The organism is Faecalibacterium hattorii, assembly GCF_003287455.1.
GTDB lineage: Bacteria > Bacillota > Clostridia > Oscillospirales > Ruminococcaceae > Faecalibacterium > Faecalibacterium hattorii.
The window spans coordinates 26,321-51,454 of record NZ_PRLC01000019.1; the positions used below are offsets into that span (position 1 = coordinate 26,321).

30 protein-coding genes are annotated in these 25,134 nt (G+C 54.6%); 6 read left to right on the forward strand and 24 right to left on the reverse strand.

Annotation, left to right across the window (positions count from 1 at the left end; translation table 11 throughout):
- Positions 1 to 242 precede the first annotated feature (242 nt).
- Positions 243 to 1,580 carry an FMN-binding protein gene (locus C4N23_RS12060; protein WP_112146287.1) on the forward strand — a complete coding sequence of 446 codons (1,338 nt, stop codon included), beginning with the start codon at positions 243 to 245 and terminating at the stop codon, positions 1,578 to 1,580.
- Positions 1,581 to 1,810: 230 nt separating this feature from the next.
- Here C4N23_RS12060 and C4N23_RS14450 read toward each other — a convergent pair whose 3' ends face one another.
- From C4N23_RS14450 to C4N23_RS12170, 21 genes are all read right to left on the reverse strand, one after another.
- Complete coding sequence (locus tag C4N23_RS14450; protein ID WP_112146289.1) at positions 1,811 to 1,969, reverse strand: nitrous oxide-stimulated promoter family protein; 159 nt, start codon at positions 1,967 to 1,969, stop codon at positions 1,811 to 1,813.
- A 124-nt stretch (positions 1,970 to 2,093) separates the two neighbouring features.
- On the reverse strand, positions 2,094 to 2,603 hold the full coding sequence (locus C4N23_RS12070) for a ferritin (RefSeq protein ID WP_425349596.1): 510 nt from the start codon (positions 2,601 to 2,603) through the stop codon (positions 2,094 to 2,096).
- Positions 2,604 to 3,173: 570 nt separating this feature from the next.
- Complete coding sequence (gene trxB, locus C4N23_RS12080) at positions 3,174 to 4,103, reverse strand: thioredoxin-disulfide reductase (protein WP_015536766.1); 930 nt, start codon at positions 4,101 to 4,103, stop codon at positions 3,174 to 3,176.
- A 14-nt stretch (positions 4,104 to 4,117) separates the two neighbouring features.
- Positions 4,118 to 4,441 (reverse strand): thioredoxin, encoded by a 324-nt coding sequence (gene trxA / locus C4N23_RS12085; protein WP_112146291.1) that lies wholly within the window; start codon positions 4,439 to 4,441, stop codon positions 4,118 to 4,120.
- A 161-nt stretch (positions 4,442 to 4,602) separates the two neighbouring features.
- Complete coding sequence (locus C4N23_RS12090; protein ID WP_112146293.1) at positions 4,603 to 5,784, reverse strand: FprA family A-type flavoprotein; 1,182 nt, start codon at positions 5,782 to 5,784, stop codon at positions 4,603 to 4,605.
- Positions 5,785 to 5,913: 129 nt separating this feature from the next.
- Complete coding sequence (locus C4N23_RS12095) at positions 5,914 to 6,777, reverse strand: nitroreductase family protein (protein WP_055185895.1); 864 nt, start codon at positions 6,775 to 6,777, stop codon at positions 5,914 to 5,916.
- A 34-nt stretch (positions 6,778 to 6,811) separates the two neighbouring features.
- Positions 6,812 to 7,855 (reverse strand): ribonucleotide-diphosphate reductase subunit beta, encoded by a 1,044-nt coding sequence (locus C4N23_RS12100; protein WP_112146295.1) that lies wholly within the window; start codon positions 7,853 to 7,855, stop codon positions 6,812 to 6,814.
- 10 nt (positions 7,856 to 7,865) lie between these two features.
- Positions 7,866 to 10,382, reverse strand: coding sequence for a ribonucleoside-diphosphate reductase subunit alpha (locus C4N23_RS12105; protein WP_154266016.1), 2,517 nt, complete (start codon positions 10,380 to 10,382; stop codon positions 7,866 to 7,868).
- A 165-nt stretch (positions 10,383 to 10,547) separates the two neighbouring features.
- Positions 10,548 to 11,759, reverse strand: coding sequence for an FprA family A-type flavoprotein (locus C4N23_RS12110; protein ID WP_005946385.1), 1,212 nt, complete (start codon positions 11,757 to 11,759; stop codon positions 10,548 to 10,550).
- Positions 11,760 to 11,782: 23 nt separating this feature from the next.
- Positions 11,783 to 13,696: an acyl-CoA dehydrogenase family protein gene (locus tag C4N23_RS12115; RefSeq protein WP_112146297.1), complete on the reverse strand. Its 1,914-nt coding sequence runs from the start codon at positions 13,694 to 13,696 to the stop codon at positions 11,783 to 11,785.
- Positions 13,697 to 13,718: 22 nt separating this feature from the next.
- Entirely contained in the window at positions 13,719 to 14,150 is a 432-nt protein-coding gene (locus C4N23_RS12120) for an RrF2 family transcriptional regulator (RefSeq protein WP_112146299.1), read from the reverse strand.
- Between the two features lie 342 nt (positions 14,151 to 14,492).
- Entirely contained in the window at positions 14,493 to 15,164 is a 672-nt protein-coding gene (locus C4N23_RS12125) for a GTP pyrophosphokinase (protein WP_112146301.1), read from the reverse strand.
- Positions 15,161 to 16,855: an FAD-dependent oxidoreductase gene (locus C4N23_RS12130; RefSeq protein WP_112146303.1), complete on the reverse strand. Its 1,695-nt coding sequence runs from the start codon at positions 16,853 to 16,855 to the stop codon at positions 15,161 to 15,163. The genes C4N23_RS12125 and C4N23_RS12130 overlap by 4 nt, the downstream gene beginning before the upstream one ends.
- On the reverse strand, positions 16,852 to 17,172 hold the full coding sequence (gene trxA / locus C4N23_RS12135) for a thioredoxin (protein WP_097771463.1): 321 nt from the start codon (positions 17,170 to 17,172) through the stop codon (positions 16,852 to 16,854). The genes C4N23_RS12130 and trxA (C4N23_RS12135) overlap by 4 nt, the downstream gene beginning before the upstream one ends.
- Positions 17,173 to 17,200: 28 nt before the next feature.
- A complete protein-coding gene (locus C4N23_RS12140) occupies positions 17,201 to 17,776 on the reverse strand; it encodes a 4Fe-4S binding protein (RefSeq protein WP_112146305.1) in 576 nt (191 codons plus the stop codon).
- Positions 17,773 to 17,976: a 4Fe-4S binding protein gene (locus tag C4N23_RS12145; protein WP_005946404.1), complete on the reverse strand. Its 204-nt coding sequence runs from the start codon at positions 17,974 to 17,976 to the stop codon at positions 17,773 to 17,775. The genes C4N23_RS12140 and C4N23_RS12145 overlap by 4 nt, the downstream gene beginning before the upstream one ends.
- Before the next feature lie 18 nt (positions 17,977 to 17,994).
- The gene (locus tag C4N23_RS12150; RefSeq protein ID WP_112146332.1) at positions 17,995 to 18,192 is read right to left on the reverse strand and encodes a ferredoxin thioredoxin reductase catalytic beta chain; all 198 of its coding nucleotides are present in this window, start codon (positions 18,190 to 18,192) and stop codon (positions 17,995 to 17,997) included.
- 122 nt (positions 18,193 to 18,314) lie between these two features.
- Complete coding sequence (locus C4N23_RS12155) at positions 18,315 to 18,689, reverse strand: desulfoferrodoxin family protein (RefSeq protein ID WP_112146307.1); 375 nt, start codon at positions 18,687 to 18,689, stop codon at positions 18,315 to 18,317.
- Between the two features lie 21 nt (positions 18,690 to 18,710).
- Positions 18,711 to 19,253: a rubrerythrin gene (gene rbr / locus C4N23_RS12160; RefSeq protein WP_112146309.1), complete on the reverse strand. Its 543-nt coding sequence runs from the start codon at positions 19,251 to 19,253 to the stop codon at positions 18,711 to 18,713.
- Positions 19,254 to 19,340: 87 nt separating this feature from the next.
- Positions 19,341 to 20,069 carry a Crp/Fnr family transcriptional regulator gene (locus C4N23_RS12165; protein ID WP_227613631.1) on the reverse strand — a complete coding sequence of 243 codons (729 nt, stop codon included), beginning with the start codon at positions 20,067 to 20,069 and terminating at the stop codon, positions 19,341 to 19,343.
- A complete protein-coding gene (locus C4N23_RS12170; protein WP_112146311.1) occupies positions 19,999 to 20,778 on the reverse strand; it encodes a DUF134 domain-containing protein in 780 nt (259 codons plus the stop codon). The genes C4N23_RS12165 and C4N23_RS12170 overlap by 71 nt, the downstream gene beginning before the upstream one ends.
- A 276-nt stretch (positions 20,779 to 21,054) precedes the next feature.
- Here C4N23_RS12170 and C4N23_RS12175 point away from each other — a divergent pair, with 276 nt between their 5' ends.
- The 5 genes from C4N23_RS12175 to C4N23_RS12200 all read left to right on the forward strand — a co-directional run bounded on the left by C4N23_RS12175 (position 21,055) and on the right by C4N23_RS12200 (position 24,028).
- The gene (locus C4N23_RS12175) at positions 21,055 to 21,261 is read left to right on the forward strand and encodes a DUF6219 family protein (RefSeq protein WP_112146313.1); all 207 of its coding nucleotides are present in this window, start codon (positions 21,055 to 21,057) and stop codon (positions 21,259 to 21,261) included.
- A gap of 142 nt (positions 21,262 to 21,403) precedes the next feature.
- Complete coding sequence (locus C4N23_RS14235; RefSeq protein ID WP_242965721.1) at positions 21,404 to 21,574, forward strand: type I restriction enzyme endonuclease domain-containing protein; 171 nt, start codon at positions 21,404 to 21,406, stop codon at positions 21,572 to 21,574.
- Between the two features lie 163 nt (positions 21,575 to 21,737).
- Complete coding sequence (locus C4N23_RS12190) at positions 21,738 to 22,025, forward strand: hypothetical protein (protein WP_112146315.1); 288 nt, start codon at positions 21,738 to 21,740, stop codon at positions 22,023 to 22,025.
- Between the two features lie 19 nt (positions 22,026 to 22,044).
- Positions 22,045 to 23,550: a Y-family DNA polymerase gene (locus tag C4N23_RS12195; protein ID WP_112146317.1), complete on the forward strand. Its 1,506-nt coding sequence runs from the start codon at positions 22,045 to 22,047 to the stop codon at positions 23,548 to 23,550.
- Positions 23,531 to 24,028 (forward strand): YolD-like family protein, encoded by a 498-nt coding sequence (locus C4N23_RS12200; RefSeq protein WP_112146319.1) that lies wholly within the window; start codon positions 23,531 to 23,533, stop codon positions 24,026 to 24,028. The genes C4N23_RS12195 and C4N23_RS12200 overlap by 20 nt, the downstream gene beginning before the upstream one ends.
- A gap of 44 nt (positions 24,029 to 24,072) precedes the next feature.
- On the opposite strand, the gene C4N23_RS12205 is transcribed toward C4N23_RS12200, so the two are convergent.
- From C4N23_RS12205 to C4N23_RS12215, 3 genes are all read right to left on the reverse strand, one after another.
- The gene (locus C4N23_RS12205) at positions 24,073 to 24,273 is read right to left on the reverse strand and encodes a hypothetical protein (protein ID WP_112146321.1); all 201 of its coding nucleotides are present in this window, start codon (positions 24,271 to 24,273) and stop codon (positions 24,073 to 24,075) included.
- A 6-nt stretch (positions 24,274 to 24,279) separates the two neighbouring features.
- On the reverse strand, positions 24,280 to 24,615 hold the full coding sequence (locus C4N23_RS12210; RefSeq protein WP_112146323.1) for a hypothetical protein: 336 nt from the start codon (positions 24,613 to 24,615) through the stop codon (positions 24,280 to 24,282).
- Positions 24,616 to 24,890: 275 nt separating this feature from the next.
- Positions 24,891 to 25,094 (reverse strand): helix-turn-helix domain-containing protein, encoded by a 204-nt coding sequence (locus C4N23_RS12215; protein WP_223383275.1) that lies wholly within the window; start codon positions 25,092 to 25,094, stop codon positions 24,891 to 24,893.
- Positions 25,095 to 25,134 lie beyond the last annotated feature (40 nt).

A 25,134-nucleotide genomic window follows, 5' to 3' on the forward strand; every position in this document is an offset into this window, starting at 1 on the left:
GAAAGTGGCAAAACTGCTTACTTGGTTTCCATTCAGGAATTACTAACAGCGTAGACCGTTCGTTCGCTTCGTATACCGTCAGCGTCACAAATTGACACCAATTTATCATTCTTCACGAAGTATGTGCTAAAATCTCTTGACAGCACCTCACAAAATATGTTATCTTTTGTAAACATCCCTGAAAAGATATGACCTTTTCTGGGGACCGAACACAAACCGATTTTTCTCTGGAGGAAAGACCCATGAAACAGGAGATCATCCGCAAACTGAGCGCTGCCGTGGCCATGAGCCTCGTTGTTGGCGTTTCTCTGGCCGCGTGCGGCGGCGGCAGCAGCTCCACCGCCGCTGGTGTGACTAAGACCGGCTCTGCCGAAGGCTTTGGCGGTGCTGTCACCGCCACCCTGACCGTGGATGCCAACGGCACCGTTACCGACTGCAAGCTGGAAGGCGCACAGGAGACCGAGAGCATCGGCGGCGCTGCACTGGAAGAGCTGTCCAAGCAGGTCGTGGCCGCCAACGGCCCCGCCATCGACGGCGTTGCCGGTGCCACGGTGACCACCAAGGCCGTCCGGAAGGCCGTTGCCGCCGCACTGGGTGTGGAGCTGGCCGAAGAAGCCCCCGCCGACTCTGCTGCCGCAGCCCCCGCTGAGCCCGCCGCCATCGTCCCGGTGGAAGGCGGCATCCAGATCGGTCAGGCCTATGCTGCCGCCCACGGCACCAAGTGCTTCACCGAAGCGGTGGCTGTGGTGAAGAATGACGTCATCCTCGCCGCCTACCTCGACGATTTCCAGTTCACCAGCGCCGATGCAGGCGTGACCGCTGTGCCCAACTCCGACTCCGACTTTGCCGCAGGCTACGCCGAGGGCAAGGTGCTGATGTCCAAGCGGGCCAACGCCGATTATTACAGCAAGATGATGGCTGAAAAGGGCGGCTCCACGGTCGCTCTGGATGCAAACTTCGACGCCATCCAGAACTTTGCCGTCGGCAAGACCATCTCCGAGCTGGAGGATGTAGCCGCCAAGGGTGCCGAGGCTGTGGACGCCGTCTCCGGCGCAACGCTGGTGGATACCGCCGGTTATCTCTCTGCCATCGTGGATGCAGCCAAAAACGCCCAGACCACGCAGGCCGTGGAGTTCAACGGCAGCTCCGAGGACCTGAAGCTGAATGTGGTCTATGGGGCCGCACACGGCACCAAGTGCTTCACCTCCGGCGCTGTCGCCACCGCCGGGGACACCATCGTGCTGAGCTACATTGACGAGTTCCAGTTTGCCGGTTCGGACGCCGGGGTCGTCGGTGTGCCCAACTCCGATTCTGACTTCGGCGCAGGCTACGCCGAGGGCAAGGTGCTGATGTCCAAGCGGGTCAACGCCGATTACTACAGCAAGATGATGGCCGAAAAGGCTGGTTCCACCGTTTCGCTGGATGCCAACTACGACGCCATCCAGAACCACGTGAACGGCATGAGCATTGCCGACGCCGAGGCTCTGAGCAAAGATGAAAAGGCTGTGGACGCCGTTTCCGGTGCCACGCTGGTGGATACTGCCGGCTACGTTGGTGTGCTGGTGGATGCCGCAAAGTAAGGCAAGAAAAATAACGTTCCTCTGAACACAGCAGCGCCCGCCGGGAGATCTCCCGGCGGGCGCTGCTTATTTATTATACTCTGCATGAGCCGCCTCCTTCCTTACGCAAACACGCCGAACAGCTTCGCCATCCGGGACAGAAGCATAAACAGCTGTGAGAAAAGAGACAGTGCCGATGCAGTTGTAGTAAGAAACGCCATTGTGCCTCTCGGAAAGGATTCAAAGTGCCACTAAATTTTCCCGTGCAGGCATCTGTCCCGCCGCTCTCTGGCGTATTCCAGCAGTGCATTGCACGCCGGACAAAGCGCCTCGCCCCTTGTCCCATGCACGCCACAACAATACCGGCGCACCATGAGGGTAACGGTTTCGATCTCCTTTTCCTTGTTCAAGTTCTGAAGTCCTTTCTGTTTTATACATAGTTAGTCAACTCTAATCATCTGGTAGAAGAAAAGGCAGGCCACCTGTATGTAGTCTGCCTTTTGCCTGATGCGAAAGCCCGCAGACACGCGGGGCTTACAGCACCAGCGAGGGCGCGGTGTAGACCCGTGCCTTCAGCTCGCTGTTTAGCATATACAGCCCCTTGCTGTCACCGCCGAACAGATCCATCTTGGTAATGAGGTCAGCGGCGTTCTTCTCCTCCTCACCCTGTTCCTTGATGAACCAGTCCAGCATCTGCATGGTGCGGAAGTCCCTGACCTCGTATGCGGCGGCGTAGATGGCATTGATGCTGGCGGTGACCAGCATCTCGTGTTCCAGTGCTCTTTTCAGCGGGGCCGTGTGGTCGCCTCGTTCCCACTCCGGCTTTGCGATAGCCTCAAAGGTGACGCCCTCGCCGTTATTCTGCAAATACTGACAAAACAGCATGGCGTGATCCCGTTCCTCCTGCGCCTGTACCCGGTACCAGTTCTCAAAGCCGTCCAGTCCGACGGCGGCGTAGTAGTTGGCAAAGTCCAGATACAGATAGGCGGAGTAGAACTCCTTATTGATCTGCTCGTTGAGCAGAAGAGATACGTTAGCGTTCATGATACTTCTCCTCCATAAGATTGTCTTTTCCTGCTCCCGGCATGGGGGCAGATATACCGTACCCAGAGCGATGCTGGGATGCTCCCTTTTTTCATCTCCAGGAACACCTGCTCCGCCTTGGGATGCTGCTGCAGCTCCGTTACGGCGGCCAATATCTCCTCTGCGTATTTTGGCATACCGCCAATTCTCCAAATGCAAGAATGAACCTTATTATTTTGCTTTTATTATACCTATATTTTTTTCTCTGTCAACAACCACAAAGGGCTTGTGCTCCAAAAGCTGCCTCGAAGCCGATTTTTTCAAATTATGTGCCGCCGTCACAGTAAAACCGCTTGTCACGCGGTAATACTACGCATAAAAGCACAGCCGCAGAGTACATCTGTGGCTGTGCTTTGTGTTCAGTTGCTCACTGTTGTGTGGACTGGATATGGAGAGACAACATATCTCCCGATCTTACATGGGTTATCTTATCTGCCATCATTCTGGCAGTTTGCCTTGCAGATATGTCGGCATCCCCACTGCGGTCGTATCCGGCCTGACCTTAAACATGGCTTTTTCAATCTACCTCCCTTATCGGTTTTCCGCGATATATTTCTCCGCCATGTGGACTGCCACCGCGCCGTCCGCCACGGCGGTGACCACCTGACGGAGGGGCTTCGTCCTCACGTCGCCCACGGCGTATACGCCGGGAATACTGGTTTCCGTGGTCTCTCCGGCCACGATATAGCCGCCGCCGTCCAGCGCCAGTTGACCCACCGCCAGCGCCGTGGCGGGCTGTCGGCCCACGCTGACAAATACGCCGTCGCAGTCCACCACGCTTTCCTCACCGGTGACGGTGTCCCGCAGGCGGACGCCGGTCAGCCTGTCCCCGGAAAGCAACGCGGAAACGACGCTGTTCCAACGGAATTCCACGTTTTCGGCCTGTGCCAGCGGCTCGTGATAGATCTTGGTGGCCCGCAGGGTGTCTCTGCGGTGGACGAGGATCACTTTTTTCGCCACGCGGCTGAGAAGGAGGGCATCTGCCGCGGCGGAATTGCCGCCGCCCACCACGACCACCGTTTTGCCCTTGTAAAACATCCCGTCGCAGGCGGCGCAGTAGGCCACGCCCCGGCCCAACAGCTCCGTCTCTCCGGCAACGCCCAGCGTTCTGGGGTCTGCGCCGGTGGCCAGCACCACGGTTTTCCCCCGGAAGATCCCCTCGCTGGTCTCCACGAGCTTGGGAACCGCCGTCAGATCCATGCGGAGAACTTCCGCGTATTCGCTGCGTGCCCCAAAACGCTCCGCCTGCTTTTGCATATTCTCCGCCAGAGAGAAGCCGTCGATCCCGTTCTCAAAGCCGGGGTAGTTGTCGATCTGCTCGGTCAGGGCCATCTGCCCACCGGCGGACAGTTTTTCCAGCACGATGGTGTCCAGCCCCGCCCGTGCCGCGTACAGGGCAGCGGTGTAGCCGCCCGGTCCGCCGCCCACCACGAGCATATCATAAACATGATTGTTGTTCATATCTGAACCCTCCGTTATTTCGCCAAGGCTTCCTGAATGAAACGGTCGATTTCTGCCTTTGAGCCGGGCGCGATGATGGAATCCACGGCCTTTCCGTTCCGGTACAGCACCAGAGTTGGGATGTCCTCGATCCCCTCGGCCCCCGCCAGCTGCGGCTCCTCGTCAATATTGATCTTGCCGACAGCAAGGCTGTCCGCGTATTCCTCTCCAATCTTCTCATACGCAGGGCCGATCCTCCGGCAATAGCTGCACCAGGGCGCCCAGAAATCTACCAAAACAGGCTTTTCCTCCCGGATCAACTGCTTAAACTGCTCCTGATTCATATTCATAGCTGCCATATCTGTCAGCTCCTTTCCTTTGTTTGGGTATTCTCAAGACTCCAGTCTCGCCCCACACCACATTGTGACCTCATCCTGAGATGACGGTACTCTGCCCTTGGGACATAAAGCAGATGAGTAAGACCATCATCTGTACGAAAATAGCTGCGGTTTGTTGCAGCTTATTCTGCGCAGAGCTCAGCCACCAGAGCGTCCATCTGCGCTTCGCTGGTTTGGTTCAATGCACCACGCAGAGACACTACCGTTTCGTAAAGGTGGATATCCTTCATCTCCTCCAATTTGGTGCGCATCAGCCGCGCGGCATCAGGTGCCCAAGAGCCGTCTTCAATAAGGCCAACCCGGCGGTTTCGGAATCCCTTTGTCCGTAAATGTTCCAAAAACTCCCTCATGGGCGGAAACAGTCCTCCGTCATAGGTGGCGCTGGCTAAAACCAACTTCCCGCAGTAGAACGCACTGGCAACAGCGTAGGAAAGATCTGTCACAGTGAGATCACATATGTTGACCTGTACGCCTTTTTTCTCTAATTTACCCTTGAGGGTCTTCGCCGCATGGGCAGTATTTCCATGGATGGATGCGTGGGCAATCAGTATGCTCTCCGATTCTTCTGGTTCCCATTGTGACCAGAGATCATAGAACCGCAGACACTCCTCCAGCCCTTCTGTAAGCACGGGACCGTGGAGCGGGCAGATTGTTTTGATCTCCAGTGCGGAGATTTTTTTCAGCAGCGCCTGCACCTGTGCGCCATATTTCCCGATAATATTGTAATAATACCGTCGGGCCTGCGGCACCCAGGGGGCACGGGCAGTCCGTTCCAGTGAGCCAAAGCGTCCGAAGGCATCCGCCGAGAACAGGATTTTTTCCGTTTCCTCATACGCCGTCATCACCTCCGGCCAGTGTACCATCGGCGCCAGCAGAAAGCGCAGCCGGTGCAAACCCAAGGAAAGCGTATCTCTTTCGCCAACCTCCAGCATACGGTCTTCCGACAATGCACCTGTGCCGAAGAACTGCTTGATCAGGGTAAATGTTTTCGCGTTTCCCACGATCTTCATCTCCGGGTACTTTTGTGCCAGCCGCATGAGACTGCCGGAATGATCCGGCTCCATGTGTGTGACCACAAGATAGTCGGGCCTGCGCCCCTCCAACACCCGTGCCACATTGGAAAGCCATTCTTCCGTTGCCCGTGCGTCCACGCTGTCTATCACGGCAATCTTCTCATCCAGAATGACATAGGAGTTGTAGCTCACTCCCATAGGCTGGACGGGGTACTGGTTTTCAAAGAGTGCCAATGTGTTATCATCCACCCCTACATAGCGGATGGCATCTGTTACCGTTTGGATAGCCATATAAAATATACCTCCTATTTTCCTTACTCAGACTCTGACTGATAGGTTCTTCTTTTCTAACGAAACATACGCTCAACCGCGGATCGACGGTCGCGCATTTCACCGTTGCCTTGCTTCCCCCCAGAGTCGTTACATGTGGTACACCGCAGCGGGGCGAAGTCCTTCCGGCAGGCCGTCGGGCGCAGCAGGTGAAAGTTCCCAGCGTACCTGCCCCGCCCACTGGGAGGCGACAGCGGAGAAGTGGAGCATGACAATACCGAGATCCAATGCGGCATCCAAATTATCGGTGTAGGCATCCTCCTGCTGCACCAAATAGATGCTGTGGTCCTGCACAAGGAAGCCATAGGGCTGACGGTTGAGATAGCTGGGGGAGAGCGAAGCGGCGTAGACGGACTGCCAGAGCATATCGTCGTAGAAGTCCATCATCTCGTCAAGCCCAGACTTGTTGCTCCAGCTCCCCATGTGAACCAAATCGTGCACGCCCTTTTTGGGCGCGTAGTACTGCTGCTCGGCCCGCACATCGATCTGAGACATACTTAGGATATTCAGCCGCAGCTTTTTTGCGGTCTTTTCCCCGTAGCCAAAGGCAACGATTGCCGCCACCTCTAACGGGGTGGCGAGAGACAGTGCCTTTTTGATTTTGTCGCTGTCGGTGAAGGTCATCCAGCAGGTGTCAATGTCCAACTCAGTCAGCTTGAGGACGAGATCTTCCATCATGTAGCCGGCGTTAATGGCCGCATAGGAATGCGGGGCAGACATAAGGAGCAGGTAGTGCGGTGCTCCGATGAGAAATTGATTATAGCCCGCTGAGCTCTCCAGCGCCGGCTGTGCATCCTTGTCCAAGACGATCAACTCCGTTGCAATCTCCGGGACAAGACGGGGGCAGGTCTTTTCATAGTAGGATCTGAGCTGGCCGATAGCCTCGCTCGGAACTTCCTTTTCGCGGAATGCGTGAACGGATCTGCGATTTTGAATCATAGCGCTGTAATTCATAGTAATATCTCCTATTCTGATGTCTTTGGTTTTCTTATAAATCGTCTATCAGTGCGGTGCTCTTGGCGTAGGCGGTACTGCGTGCCTCAAAGAAATCGGTCTTGACCATGTTGGCGTCGGCGTACTGGCTGACCCATTCCATGCTCTCCGGTTCGCTCTCAAAGCCTGGATACAATGCGGGATAGCCAAGGCTCGTCCAGCGGAGGTTGCCGAGATAGCGGATGTAATCGCTGATCATCTGCCGGTTCAGCCCCGGGATGTCGTCGCCGATTACATAATGCCCCCATGCGATCTCCTGCTCCACGCCCTCACGCATCATCTCGCGCAGCGCTTGTACGCTCTCGGCGGTGAACAACTCCGGCTGCTCCTTTTGCAGCTCCGTGATGATATTGCGGAACAGCCACAAGTGCGTGTTCTCATCGCGGTTTATGTAGCGAATCTCCTGCGCCGAGCCGGGCATCTTCCCGTTTCGGGAGAGATTGTAGAAGAACATAAAGCCGCTGTAAAAATAGATGCCCTCCAAAATATAGTTTGCCATCATCACGCGCAGCAGCGTGGGAGCGTCCTTCCGCTCCTGAAACGCGTTGTAGCAGTCCCCAATGAAGGTGTTGCGGCGCAGCAGATGCTCGTCCGTTTTCCATTGGTAGAGGATGTCATTGCGCTCCACGGGGGAACAGATGGTATCGAGCATATAGCTGTAGCTCTGTGAGTGGACACACTCCTGAAACGCCTGAATGGACAGGCAGAGATTGACCTCGTTGGCGGTAATGTAGGCGCCGATATTAGGCAGGTTCGCTGTCTGAATGGAATCCAAAAAGACGAGAAAACTCAGAATTTTATCGTAGGCGCTGCGCTCGGTTGACAGCAGGCGGGGATAGTCCTTCACATCCTGCGAGAGATTGATCTCCTCAGGGATCCAGAAGTTGTTCATGGCCTGCCGGTACCAGTCGCTGACCCAAGCGTACTTCATATTGTTGAAGTCGTTGAGGTTTGTGGTATTGCCGCCGATCATGCGCCGCAGGCGCACATCAGGGTCGCCCTCCGGGTTAAAGAGGGGCTTTTTCTTCAGTTCCGTCATGCTATCCTCCTTATGACGAGCAGCTTTCGCAGGTCTCGACCTCAAGGGCCTTGCTGCGGACATAGTAAATGGTCTTGACGCCGGCCCTCCACGCCTCCAAATACAGTCTGAGCACCTGACGCATGGAATAGTCGTTGGTGATATAGAGATTCATGCTCTGCGCCTGGTCAATATGTCTCTGGCGAAGGCCCGCGGCGCGTACCGACCAGCTTTGGTCGATCAGATGCGCTGCCTTATAGTACCACCATGTGTCCATAGAAAGCTCCGGAGCAACGCGGGGCAGCATGCTGCCCTTTTTTTCCTCTAAAAAGAATTTCTTCATAATTGGATCTATGCCCGCCGACGTGCCGGAGAGGATAGATGTGCTGGAGGTCGGTGCGACCGCCAGCAGATAGGCGTTGCGCATTCCCTGCACCGCCACCGTTTTCGCAAGCGCCCGCCACTTTTCGGAGGTATAACCCCGCTTTTCAAAATACGCGCCCGTCTGCCAGTCGCTGCCCTCAAAGAGCGCGTAACGACCCTTTTCCCGTGCCAGTGCTGTGTCCGCCTTGACGGCGGCGTAGTTGATGAGCTCGAACACTGCGTCGGTGAAGGCAAGGTGCTCATCGCTCTCCCAGTGGATGCCGCGCTTTGCCAGCATGTGGTGGTAGCCGCTGACGCCCAGGCCGATGCTGCGGTACTTCTGATTGGTAAGCCGCGCGTATTCCAACGGGTAGAAGTTGAGGTCGATCACATTATCCAGTGCGCGGATGGCCGTTTCCACCGTGCGTTCCATATAGGCCTCGTCCTCCACCGGCAGATTACCGAGAGACAGACTCGCCAGATTGCAGACCACAAACTCACCTGGGCGTGTGGCCGTCACCACTATTGTGTCGCCGTTCTCAGTGTGCACCTCAGTGCTGATGTGCTCGATGGGCGCCATGTTCTGCGCGATCTCCGTACAGAGATTGGAGCAATAGATCATTCCCGTGTGGCCGTTTGGATTCATATGATTTACACTGTCGCGATTGAAAGCGAAGGGCGTGCCGGTCTCCACTGCCGAGCGAAGCACCAGCCGCACGATGTCCTTGACGGTGACGCTGCGCTTTTCGATGCGCGGGTCATTGACGCAGTCCAGATACCGCTTCTCCCATTCTGTACCCCAGTAATCCTCCAGTGCGTAGCCCTTGACCGTGAGGATCTCATGCGGACACATGAGATGCCACGGCGCGTCTATGTTCTCCTCCGCCAGTCGCCAGAAGAGATCCGGATAGCACACGGCGGGAAATACATCATGTGCCTTCATGCGGTCGTCGCCGTTGTTGGTGCGCAGTTGAAGGAATTCCGGCAGGTCCCGGTGCCATGCGTCTAAGTAAACCGCCACAGCGCCCTGCCGCATCCCCAACTGATCCACCGCCACGGCGGTGTCGTTGACCAGCCGGATCCAGCGGATAACACCGCCCGCCGCCCCTTGAAAGCCGCGGATGGTGCTGCCTGCAGCGCGCACCTTACCGAAGTACATCCCCATTCCACCGCCGAATTTAGAGACCTTTGCGAAGTTGTCCAGCGAGCGGTAGATGCCGTCCAGACTGTCCGGCACAGTGTCCACAAAGCAGCTTGAAAGCTGATGGTAGGGCTTTCGTGCGTTGGACATGGTAGGTGTCGCCATTGTGACCTCCATACGGCTGAGCATATCGTAAAAGCGTTTTACCCACCCCATGCGATCAGAGCCTTCGTTCATAGCAAGATGCAGCGCGATACCCAAAAACATCTCCTGCGGTGTTTCCAGCGGCACGCGGCTGCGTGACTGGATCACATAGCGTTTGAGCAGCAGGTCAAGGCCGGAATAGGTGAACAGCTCGTCCCGTTCCGGGCAGAGAAAGTCCTCCGCCATGGCAATCTCCTCGTGGGTATAGTGGGCAAGGATATAGTCACCGTAGAGTCCCTTATCCGTCAGATAGCGAAGCTTGCCATAGAGGTCGCCGACGCCACGCCCCTCCCATTCCTGTGCGTTGCGACAGCGAAAGGAGTGGTTCAGAAGCCGCGCCGCGATGAACTCCCACTTGGGTGCCTCTGCCGTAGTCAGCTCTACCGCCGCCTTGGTCAGTGCCTCAGCCCGCTCATCCTCCGTCATGCCCAGGCGACAGAAACTCTCAAACTTCATTTGAAGCGCCGCGAGGGAGTAGACTTCCTCGGTAAAATCCATCTGGATGCGGCGCAGCACCTCGTCAAGCGAGTCATCCCCCACCGTCCGCGCGATGGTATGCCGGACACGGCGCAGCGCAGACCGCTTTTCGCGGTAGAGGATGTACGCCTTGGCCACCTCATAGTGTCCGCGCTCCATGAGCGTTCGCTCCACCTCGTCCTGCACACGTTCTACGGTGAGCGGCACTGTGACGGAGAGATTGTTGAGAACGGTGGCGAGGATCTCATCCATCTCTCTGCTCCCGATCTCCTTGCCCTGTCCGTCAAACGCCTTTTTCATGGCGTTGAAAATTTTCTCCTGTTGAAAGGGAACAGACTCCCCGTTTCGTTTTCTGATCTCCATTTCGATCCTCTCATCTTCTCCGGTCACTTCTCATGTCCTTTTGGGCAAAGAGCGGGCAAGCGCAGTATCACGCTTGCCCGCTCTGTTTTTGAAAGCCGGTTTTTCTGCAGCCGACGCGGCAGGGCTGTTTGTTGTCTGTTGTCTTGGTTTTGGCTTTCCTGCCAGTTACTTCATAGATTCCAGAATGGCGTCCGCCAGTGCTTCCAGCTCAGTGCGCTTGTCCGTGCCCATGGACGAGGCGAGGCTGAGCCGCTCGTTGAGCACCGTCATGTTCTTAAGCTCATTGTTGACGAATTTCTGCATGAGGTCACCGGACTTCACCGCCCATGAGCCGTTTTCAATGATGGCAAAGGTGCGGTTTTGCAGATTCAGTGCCTTCATATCCATGAGGAAGTCATGCATGGCAGGGTAGATGCCGAGGTTGTAGGTCACAGAGGCCAGGACAATGTGACTGTACTTAAACGCCTCGGAGATCAGCTGGGAGACATGAGTGGAGGACACATCGTACATCGCCACCTTGCTCATGCCCTTATCGCAGAGCGACGTCGCCAGCGCCTGCGCCGCGTTCTCCGTGTTGCCGTACATAGAGGCGTAGACGATGAGCACGCCCTGGGTCTCAGGGGCATAGCGGCTCCATGTGTCGTACTTTTCAATGAACCAGCCCAGATCCTTGCGCCACACGGGGCCGTGGAGCGGGCAGATGTACTTGATCTGATCCAAAACGCCGCCGGCCTTTTTCAGCAGGAGCTGGATGTGGGGGCCGTACTTGCCCACGATGTTGGTAAGGTAGCGACGGGCGTCGTCCAGCCAGTCCCGCTCGAAGTCCACCTCGTCGGCGAACAGCTTGCCGTCCAGCGCGCCGAAGGTGCCGAAGGCGTCGGCGGAAAAGAGGACGCCGTCGGTGACGTCGAGGGTCACCATGGCCTCCGGCCAGTGAACCATAGGCGCGCCCACAAAGGTGACGGTGTGCTTGCCGAAGGAGAAGGTGTCGCCCTCCTTCACCTCGATGCACTCATGTCCGTCCACATGGAAGCCGAACTGCCGCATGAGCATGAATGCCTTCTCGTTGGAGATCAATTTCACCTTGGGATGGCGCAGCAGGATCTCCTCGATGCAGGCGGCGTGATCCGGCTCCAGATGGTTGACCAGCAGGTAGTCCAGCTCGCGGCCATCCAGCACATACGCCAGATTTTCCAAAAGCTGGCGGCAGGCAGACCAGTCCACCGTGTCAAAGAGCACCGTCTTTTCATCCAGCAGGCAGTAGGCGTTGTAGCTTACGCCCCGGGGAATGGGAAAGCAGTTTTCAAACAGGGCCAGGCGATGGTCGTTGGCGCCCACCCAGTAGAGGTCGTTCGTTACTTTACGCACACAATACATCTTATCTTGCCTCCTTCACGGCCTCAAGCCTTTACAAATTGATCCTTCGTCTCCGCGCACTCGGGACACACCCACTCGGCGGGAAGCTGCTCAAAGAGCGTACCGGGCGCGATCTCGCCGTCCTCGTCGCCCAACTCCGGCACATACTCGTAGCCGCAGCCGCTGCAGACGTAGCGGTCGCCGATGGGGGCGGGCTTCGGCGGCGTGGGCCGCTTCATCTTTACCATGGGCGGCGCGGGCAGCTTTTCGCCGCTATCCAGCGCGGCAGTGAGCAGGGGCAGGATCTCCTCCACATCGCCCACGATGCCGTAGTCGCAGTTCTTGAAGATAGGCGCGTTACCGTTCTTATTGATGGCCACGATGGTGGAGGCGTCCTTGATGCCCTTAAGGTGCTGGGATGCGCCGGAGATGCCGCAGGCGATGTACAGATTGCCGGTGAACTTCTGACCGGACATACCCACATAGCGGTTCAGCGGCAGATATTTGAGAGTCTCCGCCACAGGGCGGGAAGAACCGATGGCCGCGCCGGCGGCCTTGGCCAGCGACTCTACCAGTTTCATGTTCTTTTTCTCCCCGATGCCCTTGCCCGCGGAGACCACCCGCTCCGCCTGCGGGATGGGCGTATCCATAGGGATGCCCACGGAGAAGTCGTGACCATCCTTCTTCAGCGCCGCCACAAGGTCGGCCACCTGCTGGGCAGCATCCCCCTCCCGGAAGATAGTCTTTTTGCGAATGCCGGTGATGGGCGCGGGTTTCTTGGCCGCCGAACGGCTCTCGCCGCCGGAGCTCTTGCCCAGTCTGCCCAACAGATGAGAGGCGATGACCACCCGCTGGATCTCGTTAGTGCCCTCGTAGAGGGTGGTGATCTTGGCGTCGCGGTAGGCCCGTTCCACCTCCATGCCCTTGAGGTAGCCGCTGCCGCCGTGGATCTGCAAGGCATCGTTGGTGACCTCCAGCGCGATGTCCGAGGCGTACATCTTCGCCATGGCGGACTCCATACCGTAAGGCGCGTGCTGCTCCTTCAGCTCCGCCGCGGAGTAGATGAGGAACCGGGCGCAGCGCAGCTTGGTTGCCATATCCGCCAGCTTGAAGGCGATGCTCTGCTGGGCCGCGATGGGCTTGCCAAACTGGACACGCTCCTTGGAATAGCTCAACGCGTGCTCAAACGCGCCCTGGGCGATGCCCAGCGCCTGCGCGGCGATGCCGATGCGTCCGCCGTCCAGCGTGGACATGGCAATCTTGAAGCCCTCGCCCTCCTTGCCCAATAGGTTTTCCTTGGGAACCTTCACGTCGTTGAAGATCAGCTCCGCCGTGGAGGAGGAGCGAATACCCATCTTGTCATAGTGGTCGCCGAACTCAAAGCCCTTCCAGCCCTTCTCCACGATGAAAGCGGAGATGCCCCGGGTGCCGATGTCCGGCGTGGTGACGGCGAAAACCACATAGGTGTCCGCCTTAGGGGCGTTGGTAATGAAGATCTTGCCGCCGTTGAGGAGGTAGTAGTCCCCCTTATCCAGCGCTGTGGTCTCCGTGCCGCCGGCGTCGGATCCGGCGTTGGTCTCCGTAAGGCCGAAGGCGCCGATCTTCTCGCCCTTGGCCAGCGGAACCAGATATTTCTTCTTCTGCTCCTCGGTGCCATAGGCGAAAATGGGCCATGAGCCGAGGGAGACGTGGGCGGAGAGGATTACGCCCGTGCCGCCGTCCACACGGGCCAGCTCCTCCACCGCGATGGCGTAGCTCAGAGCATCAAGACCGGCACCGCCGTACTCCTTGGGGTAGGGAATGCCCATCCAGCCCAGCTTACCCAGCTTCTTGACAGCCTCCTCGGGAAACTCATTGTTCTGATCCATTAAAAATGCGAGGGGCTTGATCTCCTCCTCCGCAAAACTCCGGATCTTCGCGCGCAGCTCTTCGTGCGCCGACGTGGTTTGAAACAGCATACGGGTACCTCCTTTTAAAATTTTACAGCTTGCTTGTATCTTGGGGATCGGATCCGCCGGTCAGCAGCCTGCGCAGGCTCACGGCGCGGAACGCCTCGTCCTGCTTTTGCTGCAAAGCCGCCAGCTGACAGTGGATGGCGCACCGCCCATGCTTGTCATGCCAGCGGCATTCATATCCCGGCTCCATGCAGGCGCACAGGATGCCCCGCTCCCCCACGACCCCCATGAGATCGTAGAGGGAGGTCGCGTCCAGATCGCAGGACAGCTCGCAGCCGCCGAGAGCGCCGCGGCTCACCCGCACCAAATTGCCGGCGGAGAGCTTGCGCAGAATCTGGTAGGCAAACTGATTGGGGATCAATTCCGTTTCCGACATCTCGGCCACCGAATGCTTCTCCCCGTCCATCAGCACCCGCAAAATGCGCAGCGCGTAGTCCGTCTCTTTGGTGATGATCATGCTCCACATCCTCTTTTCGCTTGCTTGTTAATACTATCATATCAATCTTGATAAAATTTGTCAAGATTATTTCAAAAAAAATATTGCTTTCATACAGACCGCCCCAGCCCGGGTCAGCTTCGCTTTCCATTCAGCGAAAAGCCATGTTCCTTACAATTATAGAAGCCGAAAAAGCTGTGCCGTGGCAGTCCGCCGAAAGCAGAAAAGACTATGCCTGAAAACCAGAAAGCGGAGGAATTGGTTGGGGCTCGCAGGGGTCGCCCATCCAAGGCGGATGAGGCGATCCCTGACAAGTCCAAGGCAAGCACCAAAGTGCGTGCTTTTCATTTTATATCCGACGCACTATGTTAAGATGTGCAGTAGATGTTCCATTTTTCTGTCCCATTCTCTGCTGGAATCGGCGCACTCTTTCAGTTCAGTTTCGATTTCAGCATTTATCGGCAGATTTTTCTTATAGCGGATGGTATGCTCAAGGCTTGCCCAGAAGTCCATGGCGATTGTACGGAGTTGTATCTCCACTGGCACATGGATCTCTTTTTCCGCAAAGAATACCGGCAGCCGGATCGTCAGGTGCAGACTGCGATAGCCATTTGGCTTAGGGTGTGAAATATAATCTTTCTCCGTGATGATTTCAATGTCAGACTGATCTTTTAAGCACTTTGCCAAAAAGAACACATCCTCCTCGAAAGAGCAGATCACCCGCACACCGGCAATATCCATGATATTTGCCTGCATGGTCGGAAAATCCAGAGAAAGTCCGCGCTTCTGCATCTTATTCATAATGCTGGACGGCGACTTCAAGCGACTTTTCATACTTTCTATCGGATTGCGATCATGCTGCAATGAAAACTCTTCGTTTAGAATTTCCAACCTGCTTTCCAGTGCTTTCAGCGCACATCGGTATTGCAGCATGACTTCCTGATACCTGCGATTTTCGCTTAAAAGGCGCTGGCACTGCAGATCATCTAAGCCTTTATCTGCCGCAACCGTCAAGCCAAATAAATTTTCACTCATAGTTTCTCCATTCCGCAGGGATAGGCGCTCCGCGCTGTCTGCTGCTCTTGTGTTACGACCTGATAAAAACTGTATCCGCCGGAGAGATGGGAACAGCTGAAACCATACTGCGTCAAAAGCCGACAGGCCAGATAACTGCGAAGCCCAGTCTGGCAATTCACATAGATAGGCTTGTCCCGCTCTAACTCGTCCAAGTGCTTCCGCAGATCGTCCAGTGGAATATTGCGGAATCCATTCAAGTGCCCACGCCGATATTCGCCTTCCGTACGGACGTCCAGCAGCGTCGCACTGCCATCGCAGGGCAAGTCCTCAACATCATTCCAATGGAACTGCTGCACTTTCCCGCTCTCCAAATCCTCGATCATAAAACCGGCCATATTGACCGGATCTTTGGCAGAGGAATAGGGCGGCGCATAGGAAAGGTCAAGTTCCGTCAGTTCCAAAGCTTTCATTTTTGCGCGAATGGCCGTTGCCAGTACATCAATACGCTTGTCCACACCGTCGCCGCCAACGATCTGCGCACCGAGCAACCGCAGGCTTTCTTTTTCATACAGTACCTTCATTGCCATAGACTGTGCGCCGGGATAATAGGCAGCGTGGGATGCTGGGAAAAGTACGACTTTGTCGTAAGCGATTCCTGCTGCCTGCGCTGCCTTTTCATTGATACCCGTGGAGGCCGCTGTCAAGCCAAACAGTTTCAGAACAGACGAACCCTGAGAGCCGGTAAAGTGGCTGTTGCCGCCGCAGATATTGTCAGCGGCAATGCGTCCCTGCTTGTTGGCGGGTCCCGCCAGCGAAATCAACGCTTTCTGCCCGGTTACAAAATGGGTGACCTCTACGGCATCGCCCACAGCATAGATGTCCGGCACGGAGGTTTCCATCCGTTCGGTGACAGCGATGCTTCCACGAATACCAAGCTCAAGACCGACATCTTTTGCTAAATGCGTGTCCGGGGTAACACCGATGGCCAGCAACACCATATCCGAATGCAGCGGCTCACTACTCTCCAACAGAGTCAGCACGGAATCTCCGTCCTGTCGGAATCCGGTAACGGTTTCCCCCAACCGCAGAGTCACGCCGTGTCTGCGCATTTCCGCATGGACAAAGCTCGCCATGTCCGCATCCAGTGGTGCTAATAGCTGATTGGGTCGCTGAACGATGGTGACAGAAACGCCCATTTCTGTAAGGTTTTCCGCCATTTCCAGACCGATAAAGCCGCCGCCAGCCAAAACAGCGTTTTTCGGCTTCTGATCCTCTACAAAGTGCCTAATGCGGAGGGTATCCTCCACGGTGCGCAGCGTGAAAACACGCTCACTGCTGACGCCGGAAAGCGCAGGAACCGTCGGCTTTGCGCCGGGGGCAAGAAGCAGTTTGTCATAGGTTTCCGTATAGATCTTCCCGCTGTCCAGTGTGCGGACCGTGACGGTTTTCTCTGCGGGATTGATCGCAGTTACTTCCTGCCGTACCCGCACATCAATGCGAAAGCGGTCCCAGAAGCTCTCCGGAGTTTGCAGTGTCAGTTCTTCTTGCTCCTTGATCACACCGCCCACATAATACGGCAGACCGCAGTTGGCATAGGACACATAGCCGCTACGCTCGATCATGATAATCTGCGCGTGTTCATCCAAACGGCGGATGCGGGCAGCAGCAGAAGCACCGCCCGCCACGCCGCCTACGATCACAACTTTCATCTTGCGCCCTCCACCATTGCGGCAATCTCCGACTTAGGCCGATAGCCGACCAATTTGGTAATGGCCTTTCCATCCTTGAATACGGCCAGCATCGGGATGCTGGATACCTGAAAACGCATCGCCAGCTCCATCTGCTCGTCCACATTGACCTTGCCCACCTTGAGCGTACCGCTTTTTTCTTCGGCAAGCTCATGCAGTACGGGAGAGAGCATTTTGCACGGTCCGCACCAGTCCGCATAGAAATCCAGCAGGACGGGCTTGTCGGAATGCAGTACCTCATTTTCAAAATTCGCAGCAGTAATTTTCAGTTCAGCCATGAGAAAGGCTCCGTTCTGTTATCTTTGTTTATTCTTTGTTTTTCAGCTTGCAAATACCCTGCGTCATGGTTCCCATCGGACAAAACGCACACCATGTGCGGGGCTTGTAGAGCACCATAACGATCAGACCCAGCAGCAGAGAGGTCAGCATGAGGCTATAAAAGCCAAAGCTGAACTGCGCCATCCAATCAGCGACTGTACCGGCTGTATAAGTCCAGTCCCATGGCACACGGAATGTCCAGAACAGCTTAATGGCCTCCCGCAGGGACGTAGCACCAGCAGCGACCAGATAGGTCTGGAACACCATGTTGCCGAACATCGTCAGGAAAAAGAGCAAAAAGGCATAACGGAACCACTTGGAGGACATCCAGCGGGGCGTGGGCTTGCAGCGGGAGCATTTAAGGTCTGTCCCCAGCTTGCTGAACAGTTGACCCCGTCCGCAGAGGTGGTTGCAAAAGAATTTGTTCCCGCCAAAGATGGCTAAAAGCAGCGGCAGAAGAAAATCGATCATACCCAGCCATGCGAACAGGATATTGAAAAAGCCCAGTGCAAAATAGATGATGGCATATACCCACAGGTAATCGTACCAATGCTTTGCTTTCATGCGTCAGCCCTCACTTTCACCTCAATGCAGCCGACGGGACAGAGCTTTGCGCACTTGCCGCAGCCTACGCAGCGTTCCGCCTCCACGGCGGCGTAGCAGCCACGGCGCACCTTGACGGCCCCCAGTGGACAGGTATTTTCACACACACCACAGGCGACACACCGCGTCTTATCTATGGCAGCCAGTTTCTTTGACAGCATAGCTTTCCTCCCTTAATCCTACAAGGATTTGTAATAGAGCATACAGTGGCAGACCCCCTCGAAGCGCGGATCTGCAATTGGATTCTTGAACTCCTGGCACATACATTTGGTTGCCTCTATGCGCTCCCTGCGGCAGGGGCAGTACCCGCCGGTGCGCTTGAGTCCTTTTCTGATGGTGCTGACAATCTCCTGATCGGGATTGAGCTTGATTTTCATGTTCGCCAGCTCTTTCTTGATTGTGGCTTTATCATACCGCAGGACAAAGTCTTTTTCTGTGACGAGGTTACATTGATAAAAAAATCCGGTGCTTTTTGAGCACCGGATTTTAAGAAGGTGAATTACGCTTTCCACAGACTGTGGAGGTTGCAGTAGGCGTAGACCGCCTCGACCTCATCGCCCTCGCAGAGAGCGAAGCAGACCTCCGGCTTTTCGCCGGGATGCAGTTCCTTACGCTGATTGCCCTGCTTGGTCTGGAGAGATACCCATTCGATGTAGTGCTCCGGCAGCATGGGGTGCTCCACAGAGCCGACCTTGACATGGACGATGCCGTTTTCCACCGTCCAGACAGGGACGTGCTTCTCCACGGCAGCGTCGGTGGTGCCGGGAACGATCTCGCTCATCGGCTCGCCGCAGCAGACGACAGGGACGCCTGCGTCCTTAACTTTGGCAATGATGTTGCCACAATGCTTGCAAATGTAAAACTTCTGATCCATGATAATTCTCCTTTTCTTTCTTTAATAGTTTTCTGCGTGAATTTCAAAATAGCTCTGGGGATGATTGCAAGCAGGGCAAACCTCCGGAGCTTTCTCACCGATCACAATGTGACCGCAGTTGCGGCACTCCCATACCTTGACCTCACTCTTGGCAAAGACCTCTGCCATCTCCACATTGTGCAACAGGGCACGGTAGCGCTCCTCATGGTGCTTTTCAATGGCGGCTACCAGGCGGAAACGCTGGGCCAGCTCATGAAAGCCTTCCTCATCGGCAGTTTTGGCAAAGCCATCGTACATATCCGTCCACTCGTAGTTCTCACCCTCAGCGGCGGAGAGAAGGTTTTCTGCGGTGTCGCCAATACCGTTCAGTTCTTTGAACCACAGCTTGGCGTGTTCCTTCTCATTATCAGCGGTTTTGAGGAACAGTGCCGCGATCTGCTCAAAACCTTCCTTCTTGGCCTTGGATGCAAAATAGGTGTACTTGTTGCGTGCCTCGGACTCGCCGGCAAAGGCAGCCATCAGGTTTTTTTCGGTTTGAGTTCCTGCGTATTTCGTTTCTCTCATGGTGGATACTCCTTCCTGCTTTTCTGCTTTTCTGTTTTTATTGTAGCAAATCTATGATTTTATTCCGTGACGAAGTCACATTCCTTTTTATTTTAGACGATTTAATCTGTTCTTATCCCGCAGCGTGATTGCACCACGCTTCAGCTCCACCAGTCCGTCCTCCGAGAAGCTTTTGAGCATCCGTGCCACTGCCTCCCGTGCCGAGCTGATGTGCTGGGCGATCTGCTCATGGGTCATACGTATCGTGTCGGAGCCGGTACGTTCCGCTTCGGCAAAGAGAAATTCTGCCAGCCGCTGATCCAGCCCCTTGAACATGATCTGCTGCATCGCCCACATCACATCAGAAAACCGTTTCGTTGCCAGTTCATAGAGAAAACAGCGGACATGGAGATTTTTCTCCTTGAGTGCAGCAATGACATTTGCAGGGATAACCAGAACGTCCGTATCCATTCCGGCAGTCATTTGCGTATCAAAGGTGATCTGACTGATCACGCAGGAGGCGGAAAGCACACATAGTTCGCCCGGATACAGGCGGAACAGCGTTACCTCCCGCCCCTCATCAGAGAGAAGATAGGTGCGAATCTCGCCGGAAAGAATAAACAGCATTCCGAGACATTCATTGTCGCTGCTGTGAACGAACGCACCCTTTTTATAATGACGGACAAAGGCACTTCGGCGTAGTGTGTCCATTTCGCGTTCGGTCAAGGATGACCAGAACGGAAGTTGTGTCAGTGTGCGTTCCATATCAATGGCAGCTATGCTTGCCGCAGCCGTGGTCACCGCAGGAGTGACCAGCCTCGCCGTGCTCATGATCATGGTGGTCACAGTGAACATTGGGATCGTAGCCCAGATTTCCGTTGAGCAATGCGCTCACCGCAGCATCAGCGTCCCCGCTGACACCGCCGTAGAGCTTGATGCCCGCTTCGGCCAGAGCTGCCTGCGCACCGCCGCCGATGCCTCCGCAAATCAAAGTGTCCACGCCGTTCTGCATCAGGAAGCCTGCCAGTGCGCCGTGACCGCTGCCGTTGGTGTCAACGACTTTCGCATGAGTGATTTTGCCGTCCACAGCTTCATAAAGCTTGAACTGCTCGGTGTGACCGAAATGCTGAAAGATTTGACCGTTTTCATAGGTAACTGCAATTTTCATAATGGAATCTCCTTTGCAAGTTTTGCCTAATTTTTCCATGTTGGTTCTCTGCATCCGGGAGCAACGGCCGCAGTGAGCTGCCTCCTGTCCTCCGCAAATGCGGTAGTTTCCCCCGGTGATGTGCAGCGGTTTCCCGTGGACAAGACACGCTGCAATCTTGCGCCGTGCGCCTTCGTAAATCTCCTGCACGGTAGAGCGTGAAATGTCCATCTGCGCGGCACACTGCTCGTGGGTTTGCTGCTCCAAGTCAACCAGCCGAATGACCTCGTATTCGTCCAGCGTCAGCAGGATCGGCTCGGTATTCTCGCACCCGTTGGGACAGAATGTATCGACCTGTGGTACGCCACAAATTTGACGGCACCGTGGCGGTCTTGGCATGGGAGCTTTCTTCCCTTTGTATTCGGTATATTCCGATTGTAGCACTTTGAGCAGAAAAAAGCAATTTTTTTCAAAAGCTGCTACATTTTCCGTCCTCATATGTGTGCCGGCTGATATTCGGAGTCGAATGCTACATGTGAGCCTTGTTCGTAATGCCCACCGATCATGACCGTAGCGGCAGTCACAGCATCCACATGAAAGCGTTCCCGGTAATGCTTGCATTTTCGTAAAAAAACGTTATAATTGAATCAGTTAAATCAAAGGAGGCATCAAATCATGAAATCACATAAATACTGGGCCTTAGGCGCACTTTTCTGTATGTTGGGATGCATTTATTCTGGAATCAAAAAATCTATGACTGCGCATAAATACTTTGCCTATTCTTCATTGATTTGTATGGGAATGTCCATTTATTCCGGTCACAAACTGGCTTCTCCAAAGAAGAAAAAAATCACTAAATCAAATAATAGTGAGAATAGTTAAACAAAAAAATTCCTTTCTTTATCTTTATTCTCCTTGCCCTGCGGGACCAGTATGATTTTGAATACGGAACCGATAAAGAGGTTGACGGTGTGCTGTCATCAACGACAAGTGCAAGGCTCTGGCGCAAAAGGTCAAAGAGATTATCGACACCAAATCTTCGTTTGCTGACTGGCTGAACAATCAGAACGTCCGCAATCAGTTGAAGCTGGAGATCAAGATCTGCCTTGTAAAAAACGGCTATCCTCCACAGTACAGCCCCGAAGTTTTCAAAAAGGTCATGGAGCAGGTCGAGAACTTTGAGGAGAACAATTAAATCATCCATAAAGAAAAAAATACAGCTATATTCAGGCTTCACACTGAAATATAGCTGTATTTTTTTGCATCGCTAACAATTGTTGTGCTTTCTCTTGAAAACAGCGTAAAGATTTATTATAATAAGATAAATAGTTGTGGACTTTGCAAAGGAGCTGTGAAGAATGAATCGAAACTGCCGTCGCAAAACGGAAAAGGTCTATGTGAAAGTGACTTCTGATTTTGACGCAACCGGCTATATGCAGCCCCGGCAGATCACATGGGGCGATGGCCGGACGTATCCCATCGAGCAGGTGCGGGACTTTCGCCCCGCAAATACCATTGCCGATATGCCCGGCGACTGTTATACTATAATGGTAAAGGGGCAGGAACGGTGTCTGTTTTTCGAGCGTTCCGACCCACGATTTCCATCCCGGTTCGGCAGATGGTTCGTGGAGGTGGAAATCAAATAACACAGAGGAGGGCTGAAGTATGGCAGCACAGCGCACCTATCTGGCAATCGACCTGAAAAGTTTCTATGCCTCGGTGGAGTGCGTAGACCGTCATCTGGACCCCCTGACCACCAATCTGGTGGTGGCGGACGCCTCCCGCACCGAAAAGACCATCTGCCTTGCGGTATCGCCCTCCCTGAAAGCCTACAAGATACCCGGCAGAGCACGGCTGTTTGAAGCCGTTCAGCGGGTGAAAGAGGTCAACGCCCAGCGGCTGCAAACTGCCATCCGGCAGAAAAAGGCGGTCCGGGGAGAGGATGGCAGGTACCACTTTGCCAGCACCTCTTTCGATGCCAATGCCCTGAACGCAGACCCGGCGCTGGGGCTGAGCTACATCGTTGCGCCACCCCGGATGCAGCGGTATCTGGATGTTTCCACCCAAATCTACAAGACCTACCTCAGATATGTGTCCCCGGCAGACATTTACCCCTACTCCATCGACGAGGTTTTCATTGATGTGACGGGCTATCTGCCTTATTATCACATGAGCGCCCATGAACTTGCCATGACCATGGTGCGGGAGGTGCTGTACAACACCGGCATCACCGCAACGGCAGGCATCGGCACCAACCTCTACCTTGCAAAGCTGGCCATGGACATTGTGGCAAAGCACATCCCGGCAGACAAAGATGGTGTCCGCATTGCGGAACTGGATGAGCAGTCCTATCGGTATCTGCTGTGGAACCACAGACCCCTGACAGATTTCTGGATGACCGGTCCCGGAACCGTCAAGCGGCTGGAAGCTCATGGCATCTACACCATGGGGGACTTGGCACGGTTCTCCATCCATGGAGAAGATCGTCTGTATGAGATTTTCGGCGTGGATGCAGAAATTCTCATCGACCACGCATGGGGCTGCGAACCCTGCGGCATGGAGCAGATCAAAAGCTACAAGCCCAGCACCAACAGCATCAGCGAGGGGCAGGTGCTATCCACTCCTTACCCGTATGATAAAGCAAAACTCATTGTCCGGGAGATGGCGGAGATTCTGATGTTCCGGCTCACGGAAAAGAAGCTGGTGACGGAATCCATCACCTTGGAGGTGGGCTACGACCGGGAGAACGTGGACAAGGGCGGCTACCGTGGTCTGACCCAGACCGACCGCTACGGCAGAACCATCCCCAAAGCAGCTCACGGCACTATCCGGTTTGATGCGCCCACCAATCTGGGCAGCACCATCATCAACGAAAGCGCAAAGCTGTTTGAGCGCATCACCGACCCGGCGCTGACGGTGCGGCGCATTACCATCAACGCCAACAAGGTCACGCCAGACGAGGGCATCTATCAGGTGGACTTTTTTACCGACACCAAGAAGCTGGAAAAGGAGAAAAAACTCCAGCAAGCCATGCTGGGCATCAAGAACAAGTACGGCAAAAATGCCGTACTGAAAGCCAGCAGCTACGAGGAAGGTGCCACCATGCGCCAGCGCAATGCGCAGATTGGTGGTCACAGCGCAGGAGGTTCGGATGGAAAACTACAAAAATAGCAAGATCGGACAAGAGACCGCCCAAAAGTACGGAGACATCATAGAGATGGAACGCCCCCAGACCGAAGAATCCCTTCGCAAGCACCCCCGCATGACTTTACAGAACCGGGCAAAGATTTTCTCTCCCTTTGCAGCCTTGCGTGGTTATGATGAGCAGCTTGCCGCAGAAAAACAGCGCACCGAGCGGGTGACCAAGCGCATTTTGACCGAGGAAGAAATGTCGGCTCTGTCCGATCGGCTGATGCAGGTCACCAAGGGCATGACCATCACAGTGCGGTATTTCAAAGAGGATACCGCCCACCCGGAGATTCCCGCAGTGGGCAACTACATCACGCTGACCGGAAAAGCGGACCGCATCGACCCAGTGTTCCGCACCTTGCAGGTGGGCGAAACCGTAGTGCCCTTTGAAGATCTGGTCGAGATCAGTGGGGAAAGCATCATGGAGATTGACCAATATCTCGGCATTACAGAGGATTAAGCACAAAAAAGGCCACCAGTCGAAAAAACGGCTGGTGGTCTTGTTTACTTATGACGTATCGTCGGCAGCTGCTTGACTTTGTTTCCGACTTTTTTGCGTTCCAGCGAGAACACCATGTCTGGAGTGCGCTCAAAAAATCCTATGTCACGCCGCCAGCTCGTGCCACATTTGCAGTGGAACAGGCCAATGAACTGCTGCTTCATTTTACGTCCGCAGTTCGGACAGATTCGCTTGCTGGCTTCCATAAAAATTTACTGGAGTTTGGCAACAATTTCATCAGCGGACATACCGCTGGCAAGCAGCTTCTTCAGCACATCTTCTGCTTCGCTTTTCTTTGCTTCTTCCATTGCCTTTGCTTCGGCGGCAGCTTTTTTGTTTTCGGCTTTGGTAAGTTCCTTGGTGACGGCTTTCAATTCTGCTTTCTTGGCTTTCATCTGCGTTTTCAGATCATCGAGATTTGCAGTCAGCGCAGCAACCTCAGATTCGATTTTTTCCTTTTCAGCGGTCTTTTCTGCAACGACGGCTGCATAATCAACGCTGGCCTTTACAGTACGAGCCTTATTCTTGCTTCCCTTGGGTCTTGCCATAATAATTTCCTCCCATAAAGTGAAATAATTTGATACTTACAAGTATATTTCCAAATAGTCAGAATTGCAATAGGTAACATGAGTCGTTTTCAACTGCCAATGCAAATCTTATTCGGTATGCCCGAAGATCGTCGCAAATGTATTCCTTCAATGGTAACAATCATGGAGATTAGTGTTTATCTGGAGATTACCAAAGGATAAATAGAAGCAGTATTAAAGCTGTTCACCATGCAGATTTTCCAGCGTGGCAAACGGCTTTTTTGCTGCCCCTATATTTACAGGTAGGAGGAATCGAAGAAGTCTTTTAATGTAATTCCTAAACCCTGACAAATTCTTTCAATCGTCTCTACGCTTAACTGCCCTCCCCGACGGGCGGTGGTTTGAATCGTGGAGTACGATATTCCGCATTTCTTTGCCAATACACATAGATTCATATCACGCACTTGCATCAAATCCTGAACACGCTTGATCGTATCCACGAAAACCCCTCCCATCTTTTTAGTTCAAAACTTTTCCAAC

Coding starts and splice junctions, on each gene's coding strand:
- C4N23_RS12060 (WP_112146287.1), top strand. CDS start 243: ATGAAACAGGAGATCATCCGCAAACTGAGCGCTGCCGTGGCCATGAGC.
- C4N23_RS12070 (WP_425349596.1), bottom strand. CDS start 2,603: ATGAACGCTAACGTATCTCTTCTGCTCAACGAGCAGATCAATAAGGAG.
- trxB (WP_015536766.1), bottom strand. CDS start 4,103: ATGAACAACAATCATGTTTATGATATGCTCGTGGTGGGCGGCGGACCG.
- trxA (WP_112146291.1), bottom strand. CDS start 4,441: ATGGCAGCTATGAATATGAATCAGGAGCAGTTTAAGCAGTTGATCCGG.
- C4N23_RS12090 (WP_112146293.1), bottom strand. CDS start 5,784: ATGGCTATCCAAACGGTAACAGATGCCATCCGCTATGTAGGGGTGGAT.
- C4N23_RS12095 (WP_055185895.1), bottom strand. CDS start 6,777: ATGAATTACAGCGCTATGATTCAAAATCGCAGATCCGTTCACGCATTC.
- C4N23_RS12100 (WP_112146295.1), bottom strand. CDS start 7,855: ATGACGGAACTGAAGAAAAAGCCCCTCTTTAACCCGGAGGGCGACCCT.
- C4N23_RS12105 (WP_154266016.1), bottom strand. CDS start 10,382: ATGGAGATCAGAAAACGAAACGGGGAGTCTGTTCCCTTTCAACAGGAG.
- C4N23_RS12110 (WP_005946385.1), bottom strand. CDS start 11,759: ATGTATTGTGTGCGTAAAGTAACGAACGACCTCTACTGGGTGGGCGCC.
- C4N23_RS12115 (WP_112146297.1), bottom strand. CDS start 13,696: ATGCTGTTTCAAACCACGTCGGCGCACGAAGAGCTGCGCGCGAAGATC.
- C4N23_RS12120 (WP_112146299.1), bottom strand. CDS start 14,150: ATGATCATCACCAAAGAGACGGACTACGCGCTGCGCATTTTGCGGGTG.
- C4N23_RS12125 (WP_112146301.1), bottom strand. CDS start 15,164: ATGAGTGAAAATTTATTTGGCTTGACGGTTGCGGCAGATAAAGGCTTA.
- C4N23_RS12130 (WP_112146303.1), bottom strand. CDS start 16,855: ATGAAAGTTGTGATCGTAGGCGGCGTGGCGGGCGGTGCTTCTGCTGCT.
- trxA (WP_097771463.1), bottom strand. CDS start 17,172: ATGGCTGAACTGAAAATTACTGCTGCGAATTTTGAAAATGAGGTACTG.
- C4N23_RS12140 (WP_112146305.1), bottom strand. CDS start 17,776: ATGAAAGCAAAGCATTGGTACGATTACCTGTGGGTATATGCCATCATC.
- C4N23_RS12145 (WP_005946404.1), bottom strand. CDS start 17,976: ATGCTGTCAAAGAAACTGGCTGCCATAGATAAGACGCGGTGTGTCGCC.
- C4N23_RS12150 (WP_112146332.1), bottom strand. CDS start 18,192: ATGAAAATCAAGCTCAATCCCGATCAGGAGATTGTCAGCACCATCAGA.
- C4N23_RS12155 (WP_112146307.1), bottom strand. CDS start 18,689: ATGGATCAGAAGTTTTACATTTGCAAGCATTGTGGCAACATCATTGCC.
- rbr (WP_112146309.1), bottom strand. CDS start 19,253: ATGAGAGAAACGAAATACGCAGGAACTCAAACCGAAAAAAACCTGATG.
- C4N23_RS12165 (WP_227613631.1), bottom strand. CDS start 20,069: ATGATCATGAGCACGGCGAGGCTGGTCACTCCTGCGGTGACCACGGCT.
- C4N23_RS12170 (WP_112146311.1), bottom strand. CDS start 20,778: ATGCCAAGACCGCCACGGTGCCGTCAAATTTGTGGCGTACCACAGGTC.
- C4N23_RS12175 (WP_112146313.1), top strand. CDS start 21,055: ATGAAATCACATAAATACTGGGCCTTAGGCGCACTTTTCTGTATGTTG.
- C4N23_RS12190 (WP_112146315.1), top strand. CDS start 21,738: ATGAATCGAAACTGCCGTCGCAAAACGGAAAAGGTCTATGTGAAAGTG.
- C4N23_RS12195 (WP_112146317.1), top strand. CDS start 22,045: ATGGCAGCACAGCGCACCTATCTGGCAATCGACCTGAAAAGTTTCTAT.
- C4N23_RS12200 (WP_112146319.1), top strand. CDS start 23,531: ATGGAAAACTACAAAAATAGCAAGATCGGACAAGAGACCGCCCAAAAG.
- C4N23_RS12205 (WP_112146321.1), bottom strand. CDS start 24,273: ATGGAAGCCAGCAAGCGAATCTGTCCGAACTGCGGACGTAAAATGAAG.
- C4N23_RS12210 (WP_112146323.1), bottom strand. CDS start 24,615: ATGGCAAGACCCAAGGGAAGCAAGAATAAGGCTCGTACTGTAAAGGCC.